We start from the raw sequence: 13,091 nt of genomic DNA, 5'->3' as shown, positions 1-13,091 counted from the left end.
AAGCGGGGGACGATTTCCGTTTGATTTTGTAAATATATGTAGGCGGAAAATGTCTTTTGGATCAATGAGTTATGGTTGATTGTGGCGCGTAATCCGGGGCCGGACTGTAACATTCGGCGGCCTGGCATGACTTTGGCGTTGCCCAAAGTAAAAACCCCACCGGATCGGTGGGGTTGTTTCACTGCCGAAGTGCCTGCTCAGTCTTCCCGGCGCAGGTGCGGGAACAGAATCACGTCGCGGATATTCGGGCTGTCCGTCAGCAGCATCACCAGGCGGTCGATGCCGATGCCGCAGCCGCCCGTCGGGGGCATGCCGTATTCCAGCGCGCGGATGTAGTCGGCGTCGAAGTACATGGCTTCTTCATCGCCGGCGTCCTTCTGCTCGACCTGCTTGCGGAAGCGGTCGGCCTGGTCCTCGGCATCGTTCAGCTCCGAGAAGCCGTTGGCGATCTCGCGGCCGGTGATGAACAGCTCGAAACGCTCGGTAATGCCCGGCACCGTGTCCGAGGCGCGCGCCAGCGGCGAGACCTCGACCGGGTAGTCGACGATGAAAGTCGGCTCCCACAGCTGGCTTTCGGCGGTTTCCTCGAACAGCACCAGCTGCAGCGTGCCCAGGCCGGCGTTGAGGAACTGCGGCGCGTTGGTGTTGACGCCGAACTTCTTCAGCTCGGTGCGCAGGAACCCGGCATCGGCCAGTTGCGCGTCGGTGTACTGCGGCGCGAATTTCTGGATCGCCTGGCAGATGGTCAGGCGATGGAACGGCCTGGACAAGTCGAGTTCGCGGTCCTGGTAGGTCAGCACGGCGCTGCCGCGGGCATCGATGGCGGCCTTGCGGATCAGGTCCTCGGTGAAGTCCATCAGCCAGCGGTAGTCCGTGTAGGCCGCGTAGAACTCCATCATGGTGAACTCGGGGTTGTGGCGCGGGCTCACCCCTTCGTTGCGGAAGTTGCGGTTGATCTCGAACACGCGCTCGAAACCGCCCACGACCAGGCGCTTCAGGTACAGCTCAGGCGCGATGCGCAGGAACATCTGCATGTCCAGCGCATTGTGGTGCGTGATGAAGGGCTTGGCCGCGGCGCCGCCCGGGATCGGGTGCAGCATCGGCGTTTCCACTTCCATGAAGCCGGCATCGGCCATATGGCGGCGCAGCGACGAGATCGCGTTGGTGCGGGCGCGGAAGGTGTTGCGCGTCTCCGGCGACACGATCAGGTCGACATAGCGCTGGCGGTACTTCATTTCCTGGTCGGCCAGGCCGTGGAACTTGTCCGGCAGCGGGCGCAGCGACTTGGACAGCAGGCGCAGCTCGCGCACCTGCACCGACAGCTCGCCCTTGTTGGTGCGGAACAGCTCGCCGCGGGCGCTGATGATGTCGCCCAGGTCCCAGTGCTTGAAGGCGGCGTAGACCTCTTCGCCGACCTTGTCGCGGGTGATGTAGAACTGGATCTGGCCGCTGCCGTCCTGCACCGTGGCAAAGCTGGCCTTGCCCATCACGCGCTTGAGCATCATGCGCCCGGCGATGGCGACCTCGACCGGCGCGGCCTCGAGCGTGGCCTGCTCGGTCTCGGCGTACTGCGCCTGCAGCGCGGCGGCCTGGTGGGTGGGGCGGAAATCGTTGGGGAAGGCCACGCCTTGCTGGCGCAGCGCGGCCAGCTTCTCGCGCCGCTCCGCGATGATCTTGTTCTCGTCGACGGCGGGGGTGTCTGCGGCGGCTGGCTTGGCCTGGGCGCGGTTCGGTTCAGTCATGATGTCTTGTCGGATCGCACGCGGCGTGCCGCGCGCGGATTCAGATGGCTTGATGGGTGCGGCTTAGTGGTTGCGGAGATCGTCCAGCTCGGTGCTGCCGAAATCCGGGCGGTGCAGGTAGGCGACGATGCGGCCGGCGGTTTCCTCGGCCGATGCCAGCTGTTCATTGGCTTTGAGCTCGCGGAAGCGCTGCACCTGGGCGAAGTCGGCATTGCGGATGGTGGCCTGCATGCCGGTGTCGATCACGCCCGGGGCCAGCGCCACCGCGCGCACGGTGCCCGGCGCCTCGGCCTGGGCGTACTCGGCGTTGACCGAGCGCATGAACATGTCGAGCCCGGCCTTGCCGGCGCAATAGGCGCTCCAGCCTTCGACCGGGCGGCGCGCCGCGCCGGAGGAGATGGCCAGCACCTTGCGCGGGCAGCCGAACTTCTCGGTGCGCTCCAGGAAGGCCGCGGTCATCGTCATCGGCGCCGCCAGGTTGGTCAGCAGGTGCGGCACCAGGGTCTTTTCCTGCAGATTCGCGACCGGGCCGATCGGCTCGACCACGCCCGCGTTCAGGATCAGCGTGGCGCTGGTCGGCGGGAGGTCGAGCGTGTCGAGCACGCTGGCGAGCCAGGATGCCGCCGGGCCGGCCTGCGACAGATCCTGCAGGTGCCAGGCCACCGGCACGCCGCTCATGGTGGCGATGCGCTCGAGCTCGTTGTTGCGGCTGCGCGCCACGCAGATCAGGCGATTGCCCGGCACGAGCAGGGCATTGGTCAGTGCCGCGCCCAGCCCGCGCGAGGCGCCGGTGATGATGTAGAGGTGATTGGCTTCGCTCATGGTGCCCCGGTCGAGGTGTCGCTCTGCCGCCGTGCCGGTGTGGCGCGGGCGGCGGTACAGCGGTGGATGGGTTGCTGTGCCGCCGCCGGCCGCGCCGGCAGGGCGGACGGCGGGTACTGCTTACAGTCCCTGCTTGAGGCTGGCCTCGATGAACGGATCCAGGTCGCCGTCCAGCACCTTCTGGGTGTTGGACATTTCCACGTTGGTGCGCAGATCCTTGATGCGGCTCTGGTCCAGCACGTAGGAGCGGATCTGGTGGCCCCAGCCCACGTCGGTCTTGCCGGCTTCGAGCTTGTCGGCCTCGGCCTGGCGCTTGCGCATCTCGTGCTCGTACAGGCGCGATTTCAGCATCGACATGGCTTCGGCGCGGTTGCGGTGCTGCGAGCGGTCGTTCTGGCACTGCACCACGATCCCGGTCGGGATGTGCGTGATCCGCACGGCCGAATCGGTCTTGTTGATGTGCTGGCCGCCCGCGCCCGAAGCGCGGTAGGTATCCACGCGCAGGTCCGCCGGGTTGACCTCGACCTCGAACGAATCGTCGACCTCGGGGTAGACGAACACCGACGAGAACGACGTGTGGCGCCCGCCCGACGAATCGAACGGCGACTTGCGCACCAGGCGGTGCACGCCTGTTTCCGTACGCAGGTAGCCAAAGGCGTATTCGCCCTCGATCTTGATGGTCGCGCTCTTGATGCCGGCCACGTCGCCCTCGGACTCTTCCAGCACCTCGGCCTTGAAGCCCTTGCGCTCGCAGTACTTCAGGTACTGGCGCAGCAGCATCGAGGCCCAGTCGCACGCTTCGGTGCCGCCGGCGCCGGCCTGGATGTCGATAAAGGCGTTGGCCTGGTCCATCTCGCCGGCGAACATGCGGCGGAATTCCATGTCCGCCACGATGGCCTCGAAGCCCTTGACGTCGGTCTCGATCGCTTCGAGCGTGTCGTCGTCGCCTTCTTCCCTGGCGAGTTCAAACAGCTCTTCGGCGCCGCTGAGGTCGTCGGTGAGCTTGCCGAGGACGCCAACCACGCCCTCCAGCATCTTCTTTTCCTTGCCGAGGTCCTGGGCCCGCTTGGGGTTGTTCCAGACGTCGGGGTCTTCCAGCAAGCCGTTGACTTCGTCCAGCCTTCCTACTTTGACATCGTAGTCAAAGATACCCCCGTAGATCTTCCGTCCGGGAACGGAGATCGGAGATGGCACCGGAGATGGCGTTGAGGCGTTCTGCTTCCATGATGTTCCTGCGCTTCGAAAACCTTGAATTATAGCGGATCGGCGCGGCGGATCGGGGCTTCCGGGCCGCTCCGGGCGCGCCGCAAACCGAACGGAACGGCCCCCGCGCGGTCTATCCGGCGGGCCGCCCCGTGCCGGGCGGCGATAATACCGGTCGTAAGCCGCCCCCCGGCACGACAAAGAACAGGGACGAATGACGCAAACCAGACATGACATCGAACCAGGCCGGCGCCGCGCGCTGGGCCTGCTGCTGGCCGCCGCGGCCGCGGTTGCGGCCGGCTGCGGCACCACCGGCGGCCCGGTGCCGGACGGCTACTACCGCGTGGAACGCGGCGACACGCTGTATTCGATCGCCCGCAAGCATCGCCGCAGCGTGCGCGACCTGACCCGCTGGAACAGCGACATCACCAGCCCCGGCCAGATCGAGGTGGGCCAGCTGATCCGCGTGCGGCCGCCGGGTGGTGCGTCAGGCAGCGCCCCGGCCTCTACCGGCACCGGCCAGACCGTGACCGATACCCCGCGCGTCGACAGCGGCTCGTCCAGGCCGCCCGCCAGCGGCATCCGCCTCCAGTGGCCGGCCGATGGCCGGGTTACCGGGGGCTACGCGCCGCCGGCCAGCAAGGGCCTGCGCATTGCCGTGCCGGCCAATGGCACGGTGCGCGCCGCCGCCGCGGGGCGCGCCATCCACGTGGGCAACCTGCGTGGCTACGGCATGCTGGTGATCGTCAAGCACAACGACGACTGGCTGACCGTCTACGGCAACCTGGACCAGCCGCTGGTCACGGAAGGGGCCCAGGTGTCGGCGGGCCAGGAGGTGGGCCGCATGGGCGCCAGCGAGAGCGAGCTGCATTTCGAGGTGCGCGGCAACGGCAAGCCGGTCGACCCGATGGCCTACCTGCCGTCGCGCGGCTGAACGCGCGTATCGCCCCCGGGGAGCACGCTACTGCGCGTGCTCGATCACCAGCTGCACGCGGGTGACGCCATTGAAGGTGTTGTTGTCGAGCCGGTAGGCCACCTGCGCGCTGGCGCCGAGCGAGTCGGCGTGGTTGAACCAGATCGCGTCGAAGCGCTGGCTGCCGCGCCCGAGCTGCAGCTTCAGGTGCTTGCCCTTGAGCACGCTCTGGCGCAGCACGTCGAACTCGCCGCAGAAGGTCGGCGCCGGGAAGCCCTGGCCCCACACCTGCTGCTCCAGCAGGGTGACGAATTCGGGGCTGAAGCACTGGTCCTCGATGTCGCCGTCGGTCTCGATCACGCGCGCCAGCTGGTCGTCGGTCAGCCATTCGCGGCCGACCGCCTCGAAGGCTTCCTGGAATTCGGCAAAGCGCTCGGCGCGCACGGTCAGCCCGGCCGCCATGGCATGGCCGCCGAACTTGAGCAGCATGCCCGGATGGCGCTTGGACACCAGGTCCAGCGCATCGCGCAGGTGGAAGCCGGGGATCGAACGGCCCGAGCCCTTGACGGTGGCCTCGTCGCCGGGAGCGAAAGTGATCGTGGGGCGGTGGAACTTGTCCTTCAGCCGCGACGCCACGATGCCGATCACGCCCTGGTGCCAGGTGTCGTTGAACACGCTGACAGTAAAGCGCGCCGACGGGTCCGGGCCAGCCAGCGGCTGCTCCAGGATCTGCAGCGCCTCCTGCTGCATGCCGGCCTCGATATCGCGCCGCTCGCGGTTCATGCTGTCCAGCTCCTGCGCGATCTCCCAGGCGCGGTTGGCATCGTCGGTCAGCAGGCATTCAATGCCCAGCGACATGTCCGCCAGCCGCCCGGCCGCGTTCAGGCGCGGACCCAGCCCGAAGCCCAGGTCGAAGGTATTGGCGCGCGACGCCTCGCGCCCGGCGGCACGGAACAGCGCCGCCACGCCCGGCTGCATCCGTGCGGCGCGCATGCGGCGCAGGCCCTGCGCCACCAGGATGCGGTTGTTGGAGTCCAGCCTGACCACGTCGGCCACCGTGCCCAGCGCCACCAGGTCCAGCAGCGTCTGCAGCGGCGGCTGGGTCGCCTGCGTGTAGACCCCGCGCTGGCGCAGCTCGGCGCGCAGCGCCAGCAGCACGTAGAACATCACGCCCACGCCCGCCAGGTTCTTGCTGGGGAATTCGCAGCCCGGCTGGTTCGGGTTGACGATCACCGCGGCCTGCGGCAGTTCCGAGCCGGGCAGGTGGTGGTCGGTCACCACCACGTCGATGCCCAGCGCATTGGCCGCGGCCACGCCGTCGACGCTGGCGATGCCGTTGTCGACCGTGACGATCACGTCCGGCTGCTGCCTTGCCGCCAGCGCCACGATTTCCGGAGTCAGGCCGTAGCCGTACTCGAAGCGGTTCGGCACGATGTACTCGACCCGCGCGCCCAGCATGCGCAATCCGCGCACGCCCACCGCGCAGGCGGTGGCGCCGTCGCAGTCATAGTCGGCCACGATCAGCAGGCGCTTGCCGGCGGCGATGGCGTCGGCCAGGTAGGCCGCGGCGTGGCCGATGCCCTTCATCGCCGCGGGCGGCACCAGTTCGGGCAGGTCGGTCGCCAGCTCGGCGGCGCGGGCGACGCCGCGCGCGGCCAGGATGCGGGCCAGCGTGGGATGCAGGCCGGAGGCGGCCAGCGAGCTGGCGTGTTCGGGGGAATACTGGCGGATGGCGATCCGGGTCATGGGCGGGGCGGCAGGTGATGGTTCGGGTGGGGGCGGGGCGTTGTGTCAGGCGGCTTCAGGCTGCGTAGGCGAGGTCGGACAGCAGCGCGCGCCAGTCGCCGCGCTGGCCCATGCCGCGCCAGAACTTGCGCAGGTCGGCGCGCCGCACGGTGAACTCGGCAAAGTGGTTCTCGCCGCCCAGCACCAGCGTGATCGCGCCGACCTGGCCGGCCGCCAGGGCTTCCAGCGCCGGTCCGAACCAGTCGGCATCCAGCGCATGCATGCGGTCCAGCCACAGGCCCCAGTCTTCGGCGATATGCGCTTCGGTGGCGCCGTCGAGCATGGCCAGCACCGTGCCTTCCGTCCCGGCGCTGCCGGCCAGGCCGGCGGGCACCGGCAGCACGCGGCTGCCGGCGGCCAGGGCCAGGCCGCTCAGGAAGGGATCGTTGCTCAGCACCGTGTCGGCCAGCCGCGGCACCGGCTGCTGCGTGCCGCCTCCATACAGCCAGACCGAGTTGACCGGCGCCTCGCCGGCGGCCTCGCGGGCCTGGTTGACGCGGTGGTCGTGCCAGGTCATCTGGATCTCGTTCTGCAGGCGGCGCCAGTCGCGGGCGCGCTCGCCGGCCTGCATCCAGATATCGATATTGCGGCCCGCCGCGCGCAGCGGCGTGGTGGCCTCCAGCGGGCCGAACACGGCCTCGGGCAGGTACCAGCGCTGCGGGCAGGGCGTCTCCAGCGCAATGCCGGATTCCTGCAGCAGTTCGTCGACGGCGGCGCGCAGCGCCGTGGCTTCCTGCTGCCGGATGCCCAGCTGGCTGGGCGGCATCAGCACCAGGTGATCGCGCGCGGCGTGGATGTGCACCGGCTGCAGGCAGGTCCAGGACTGTCCGTCGGGGGCGGCCGGGACGGCGCCGCCACTGTCGGCCAGCCGCATATAGGGCGCCAGAGGCACCCGGGCCGTGTCCAGCCCCGCCTTGCCGGCGAGCCAGCGCTCCTGCGGCAGGCTGCGCAGGAAGGGGTCGTCGTGCCGCTCGCGCGGGCCGGGCGCGGCCCGGGTCAGCAACTTTCCGAGCGCTGGCAGCTCCAATTGCCGCAGCAGGGCGCCGGGAACGACATCGTCCCGGCCGTCATCGCCGGCGCCCGGCGGGACGGAAAAGGGCACAATCAGGGTCAGGTGCGTCATCATGGTGGCGAGATTGTAAACTCCCGGCTGGCCGGCGCCAGTCTTGCCCGGTCCGTCAACAGGCGGGCGGCGCACCTGACCGCCAGCAAGCGTGCCGCCGGCGCCCCTCCACCGGGCACCGGCGCTATCCCGAAACAACAGGAATCCTCTTGAACTTTCCTTACGAATGGCAGATCGGCTGGCGATATACCCGCGCCAGCAAGCGCGCCAGCCGCAACACCTTCATTTCCTTCATCTCGATGATCTCGATGCTGGGGATCGCCCTCGGCGTGGCCGCGCTGATCGTGGTGCTGTCGGTGATGAACGGATTCCAGAAGGAGGTGCGCGACCGCATGCTGTCGGTGCTGTCGCATATCGAGGTGATCGGGCCGTCGGCGCTGCCCGACTGGCAGAAGACCGCGGGCGAGGCCTTGCAGAACAAGGAAGTGGTCGGTGCCGCGCCCTATGTGGCGGCCCAGGCCATGCTGACCCGCGAGGATGCCGTGCGCGGCGTGCTGCTGCGCGGCGTGGAGCCGTCGCAGGAGCCCAAGGTCTCCGACATCGGCAGCCAGTTCCGGTCCGGCAGCATGACCGCGCTGGAGCCGGGCGGCTTCGGCATCGCGCTGGGCAACGAGCTGGCCAACGCCATGGGCGTGCAGGTCGGCGACAAGGTCACGCTGGTCGCGCCGCAGGGCACCATCACGCCGGCGGGCGTGCTGCCGCGGCTCAAGCAGTTCACCGTGGTGGGCGTGTTCTCGTCCGGGCATTTCGAGTTCGACAGCGCGCTGGCGCTGATCAACATGCATGACGCCGAGACCCTGTTCCGCCTGAGCGGCCCCACCGGCGTGCGCCTGAAGCTGCAGGACATGCAGCGCGCGCCGCAGGTGGCGCAGGAGCTGGCCGGCACCCTCTCGGGCGAGCTCTACCTGCGCGACTGGTCCAAGCAGAACCGCAACTGGTTTGCCGCGGTGCAGACCGAGAAGCGCATGATGTTCATCATCCTGACGCTGATCATCGCGGTGGCCGCGTTCAACCTGGTGTCCACGCTGGTGATGACCGTCACCGACAAGCAGGCCGATATCGCCATCCTGCGCACCATGGGCGCGCAGCCGGGCTCGATCATGAAGATCTTTATCGTGCAGGGCGTGGCCATCGGCTTTATCGGCACGGTGCTGGGCGTGGCCGGCGGCACGCTGATCGCCACCAACATCGACGTGATCGTGCCATTCATCGAGCGGGTGCTGCACGTGCAGTTCCTGCCGCGCGACATCTATTTCATCAGCGAACTGCCTTCGGATCCCCGTGTGAACGACATCGCCACCATCGGCATCATCTCTTTCGTGCTGGCCACGCTGGCCACGCTCTATCCCAGCTGGCGTGCCGCCCGCGTCAACCCGGCGGAGGCGCTGCGCTATGAGTGAAGCCGTGCTGCAAGCCGATACTTCCACGCCTGCGTCGGGCCAGCCGCGCACCGGCTCGCCGGTGCTGGTGGCCGAAGGACTCACCAAGCGCTTCCGCCAGGGCGAACTCGACGTGGACGTGCTGCGCGGCGTCGACGTGCGCGTCGATGCGGGCGAGAAGGTTGCCATCGTCGGCGCCTCGGGCTCGGGCAAGAGCACGCTGCTGCATGTGCTGGGCGGGCTCGACGAGCCCGACTCGGGCCGGGTCGCGCTGCTCGGCAAGCCTTTCACCGCGCTGCGCGAACGCGAGCGCAACGTGGTGCGCAACCGCTCGCTGGGCTTTGTCTACCAGTTCCACCACCTGCTGCCGGAATTCACCGCGCTGGACAACGTGGCGATGCCGATGCGCATCCGCGGCCTGACCCAGCATGACGCGCGCGGCGCGGCGCAAGCCGTGCTGGATCGCGTGGGCCTGGGCGGGCGCGCCAAGCACCGTCCGGGCGAACTGTCGGGCGGCGAGCGCCAGCGCGTGGCCATCGCCCGTGCACTGGTGGGCCAGCCCGCCTGCGTGCTGGCCGATGAACCCACCGGCAACCTCGACGACCACACCGCCGGCGGCGTCTACGACCTGATGCTGGAACTGTCGCGCACGCTTGGCACCAGCTTTGTCATCGTCACCCACGACCTGGACCTCGCCGGCCGCTGCGACCGCGTGCTGCGGCTGCGCGACGGGCACCTGCACCAGGAACGCTGAGCCGGCCGCGCCCATGTGGATCGACACCCATTGCCACCTCGACGCCAGCGAGTTCGACGCTGACCGCCAGCAGGTCGCCGATGCGGCCGAGGCTGCCGGCGTGCGTGGCATCGTGATGCCGGCGGTGGCGGTGTGGAATTTCGAGGCGGTGCGCGCGCTGGCGCGGCATGACGCGCGCTGCGTCTACGCGCTGGGCATCCATCCGCTGTGTTCGCCCGGCGCCGGCCAGGCCGACCTCGACACGCTGCGGCGCGAGGTGGCGGCCAGCATGGGCGATCCACGCCTTGTCGGCATCGGCGAGATCGGGCTCGATTTCTTCGTCGCGGGGCTGGACGCGGAGCACCAGACCTGGCTCTACGTCGAGCAGCTGAAGATCGCGCGCGAGTTCGACCTGCCGGTGCTGCTGCACGTGCGCAAGTCGCAGGACCAGGTCGGCGCGCAACTGCGCAAGCTGGGCGTGAAGCGCGGCATTGCCCATGCCTTCAACGGCAGCGACGAGCAGGCGCGGCGCTTTGTCGAGCAGGGCCTGAAGCTGGGCTTCGGCGGCAACGTCACCTTCAGCCGCGCGCGCCAGATCCGCCGGCTGGCGACGGAACTGCCGCTGGAAGCGCTGGTGCTGGAAACCGATGCGCCGGATATTGCGCCGGCGTGGCTGTCGGACGACCAGTTCGGCGAACAGCACAAGGCGCGCAACACGCCGGCGGAGGTGGCGGGCGTGGCGCGTGTGATGAGCGAATTGCGCGGCATCGATGCGATGACGCTGGCGCAGGCGACCTGGCGCAATGCCGTGGAGGCGATGCCGCGGCTGGCAGCGTTTGCGGACACCATGGCGCCGCGGATTCCCGCCGGACACACAACTTCCAATCCTTCTTGACAGGCTGACAAGCTTGCCGCGCGCTGGCGCGGGTACAACTCCGGCTATGCGCGTTTGGTCGGGGAGGTACCTTGCGTCGGTTTGTGTTGGCGTTCGTGGCGGGGAGCTGGACGCTGCAGCAGCAGTCAACGCTGCCGCCGCAGGTTGGCCTGCACCTGAGCGCTGTGGTGCTGGCGCTGGTCGCGCTCGGCGTGGCCCTGTGGGGCAGGCGCCCGCACGTCGTGCCGCATGGCGTGGCGCTTGCCGTTCTGGCATTCGGCGCCGCCTTCTGCTGGGCGGCCTGGCGGGCCGAACTGCGCCTGCGCGACTGGCTGCCGACGACGCTGGAAGCGCGCGATCTCGACGTGCGCGGCGTGGTGTCGGGCCTGCCGGCCGATGCCGCCGCCGGGACGCGTTTTGCCTTTACCGTGGAGCAGGGCGAAACGGGCCAGCATCTGCCGCGCCGCGTGATCCTCAACTGGCGTGGTGCGCCGCCCGACCTGCGTCCCGGGCAGCGTCTCACGCTGACGGTCCGCCTGCGGCGGCCGCGCGGGCTCGCCAATCCTTTCGGTTTCGACTACGCCTACTGGCTGCTGGCGCAAGGCTATGGCGCCACCGGTTATGTGCGCCGTGCACTGGCCCCCCCGCAGGATGCGTCGGGAGAGCGGCTGGCGTGGCGCATCGAAGCCCGGCGCGCCGCGGTGCGCGATCACCTGCGCGCGGCACTGCCGGCCGATGCGCGCTTTGGCGCCGTGCTGATCGCCCTGGTCATTGGCGACCAGCGCGGCATCGAGGCGGACGACTGGAAGCTGTTCCGGCGCACCGGCGTCAGTCACCTGGTGGCCATTTCGGGCCTCCATATCACCATGATCGCCGGCATGGCGGCGTCGCTTGCCGGGCTGCTGTGGCGGCAGTCGTTCGGACTCGGCCGCTGGCTGCGCCGGCCGTTGCCGCTGTGGCTGCCGGCCCGGCAGGCCGCGCTGGTGGCGGCCGTGGCCAGCGCGCTCGGGTACGGCTTGCTGGCCGGCATGCAGATCCCGGCGCTGCGCACCGTGGCCATGCTCTGCGTGGCCGCCATTGCGGTGTGGGGCGCGCGCGCGCCGCCCGCTTCGGTGGTGCTGGCGTGGGCGGCGCTGGTGGCATTGCTGCTGGATCCATGGGCGGTGATGCTGCCCGGCTTCTGGCTGTCGTTCGGCGCGGTGGCGGTGATCTTCTTTGCCGCCCGGCCGGGCCGGGATGCCGTGGCGGCGGGGCGTTGGCAACGCCTGCGCGCCACGCTCGCCACCGGGGCGCGTACGCAGTGGGCGGTGACCATCGGGCTGGTGCCGCTGACGTTGCTGCTGTTCGGGCAGGTATCGGTGGTGTCGCCGCTTGCGAATGCGGTGGCGATTCCGGTGGTCAGCCTGCTGGTGACGCCGCTGGCCCTGCTCGGCGCGGCCTTGCCGATGATGCTTGCCGTGCCGGTACTGGCCGTGGCGCACTTGGCGATGGTGGTGCTGGCCGCCGTGCTGGACTGGCTATCCGTGCTGCCGTGGGCGATGTGGGAAGCGGCCGGCGCGGGGCCGTTGGCCCTGGCGCTGGCCGCGCTTGGGGTCGGGCTGCTGGTCGCGCCGGTCGCCACGGCGCGCGTGCGCCTGCGTGGCGGGCTGCTGATGTTGCCGATGCTGCTGGCGCGCGGGCCGCCGGTGGCGCATGGCCAGTTCCGCGCGGTGATGTTCGACGTGGGGCAAGGCACGGCGGTGCTGGTGCGCACGCGTTCGCATGCGTTGCTGTATGACGCCGGGCCAGCCTATGGATCGGGGTCCAGCGCCGGTGCGCAGGTGGTGGTGCCGTGGCTGCGTGGCGAGGGGATCGGCCGGCTCGATCACCTGATGGTCAGCCATGAAGACACCGACCATGCCGGCGGCGTGGCAGACGTCGAGGCGGCGGTGGCCGTGGTGGCGCGCAGCACGGGTGCGCCGGTCGTTCACGCCCTGCTCGGGGCGCAGGCAGGTCAATGGCCGCCGTGCGCGGCGGGGCAGCAATGGGAGTGGGACGGCGTGCGCTTTACCGTCCTGCATCCGCTGGCCGGGGACGCGCAGCAGTCCGCCGTGGCCAGCAATGCGCGCAGCTGCGTGCTGCGCGTGGACGCGGCGGCGCACAGCCTGCTGCTGACCGGCGATATCGGCCTGGCCCAGGAGCGCGCATTGATCGACCGGCTGCCAGTCGGGGCACTGCGTGCCGACGTGCTGGTGGTGGCTCACCATGGCAGCGGCACCTCGTCGGGCGAGGCCTGGGTGGAGGCGGTGGGTCCGTCGGCAGCGGTGTTCCAGCTGGGCCATGCCAACCGCTATCGGCATCCGGGCGCCGAAGTGTGGGAGCGTTACGGTAGCGCAGGCGTTCTGCGCTACCGGACTGATGAAACCGGAGCGGTGACCATGACGACCACGCCTGCGGGGTACGCGCTGTCGATGTTCAGGCAGGCGCAGCCGCGCTACTGGCGGGCGCGGCCGGCGGCGCCGCGCTAGGCCGCCCGGG

The 13,091-nt window shown here is 69.6% G+C and carries 10 protein-coding genes; 5 read left to right on the top strand and 5 right to left on the bottom strand.

Annotated features, from left to right (window positions below; translation table 11 throughout):
• Positions 1–197: 197 nt before the first annotated feature.
• The 3 genes from lysS to prfB form a co-directional block, all read right to left on the bottom strand.
• Complete coding sequence (gene lysS / locus ACZ5MJ_RS12595) at positions 198–1,742, bottom strand: lysine--tRNA ligase (protein ID WP_464219698.1); 1,545 nt, start codon at positions 1,740–1,742, stop codon at positions 198–200.
• 63 nt (positions 1,743–1,805) lie between these two features.
• A complete protein-coding gene (locus tag ACZ5MJ_RS12590; protein ID WP_464219697.1) occupies positions 1,806–2,564 on the bottom strand; it encodes an SDR family oxidoreductase in 759 nt (252 codons plus the stop codon).
• Between the two features lie 120 nt (positions 2,565–2,684).
• A protein-coding gene (prfB, locus tag ACZ5MJ_RS12585; protein ID WP_432259732.1) for a peptide chain release factor 2 occupies positions 2,685–3,789 on the bottom strand; the annotation gives its coding sequence in 2 pieces (ribosomal slippage) (positions 2,685–3,707 and positions 3,709–3,789; 1,104 coding nt in all).
• Between the two features lie 192 nt (positions 3,790–3,981).
• On the opposite strand from prfB, the gene ACZ5MJ_RS12580 reads away from it, so the two are divergent.
• Positions 3,982–4,701 (top strand): peptidoglycan DD-metalloendopeptidase family protein, encoded by a 720-nt coding sequence (locus ACZ5MJ_RS12580; RefSeq protein WP_432259733.1) that lies wholly within the window; start codon positions 3,982–3,984, stop codon positions 4,699–4,701.
• 27 nt (positions 4,702–4,728) lie between these two features.
• Here the strand turns inward: ACZ5MJ_RS12580 and recJ are convergent, their stop codons facing one another.
• Both recJ and ACZ5MJ_RS12570 read right to left on the bottom strand, forming a co-directional pair.
• Positions 4,729–6,426, bottom strand: a complete 1,698-nt coding sequence (gene recJ / locus ACZ5MJ_RS12575) for a single-stranded-DNA-specific exonuclease RecJ (RefSeq protein ID WP_464219696.1) — start codon at positions 6,424–6,426, stop codon at positions 4,729–4,731.
• 55 nt (positions 6,427–6,481) lie between these two features.
• Entirely contained in the window at positions 6,482–7,591 is a 1,110-nt protein-coding gene (locus ACZ5MJ_RS12570; protein WP_464219695.1) for a hypothetical protein, read from the bottom strand.
• Between the two features lie 146 nt (positions 7,592–7,737).
• On the opposite strand from ACZ5MJ_RS12570, the gene ACZ5MJ_RS12565 reads away from it, so the two are divergent.
• The 4 genes from ACZ5MJ_RS12565 to ACZ5MJ_RS12550 all read left to right on the top strand — a co-directional run bounded on the left by ACZ5MJ_RS12565 (position 7,738) and on the right by ACZ5MJ_RS12550 (position 13,081).
• Positions 7,738–8,988: a lipoprotein-releasing ABC transporter permease subunit gene (locus ACZ5MJ_RS12565; protein ID WP_464219694.1), complete on the top strand. Its 1,251-nt coding sequence runs from the start codon at positions 7,738–7,740 to the stop codon at positions 8,986–8,988.
• Positions 8,981–9,721, top strand: coding sequence for a lipoprotein-releasing ABC transporter ATP-binding protein LolD (gene lolD / locus ACZ5MJ_RS12560; RefSeq protein ID WP_464219693.1), 741 nt, complete (start codon positions 8,981–8,983; stop codon positions 9,719–9,721). The genes ACZ5MJ_RS12565 and lolD overlap by 8 nt, the downstream gene beginning before the upstream one ends.
• A 13-nt stretch (positions 9,722–9,734) precedes the next feature.
• Positions 9,735–10,595: a TatD family hydrolase gene (locus ACZ5MJ_RS12555; RefSeq protein ID WP_464219692.1), complete on the top strand. Its 861-nt coding sequence runs from the start codon at positions 9,735–9,737 to the stop codon at positions 10,593–10,595.
• Between the two features lie 71 nt (positions 10,596–10,666).
• Positions 10,667–13,081, top strand: coding sequence for a DNA internalization-related competence protein ComEC/Rec2 (locus tag ACZ5MJ_RS12550; protein WP_464219691.1), 2,415 nt, complete (start codon positions 10,667–10,669; stop codon positions 13,079–13,081).
• The last annotated feature ends 10 nt before the right edge of the window (positions 13,082–13,091 follow it).

It is taken from the genome of Cupriavidus sp. LA-1 (genome assembly GCF_055385985.1).
Note: the sequence above shows the minus strand (reverse complement) of the source record. Positions and strands in the feature narration are given on the sequence as shown.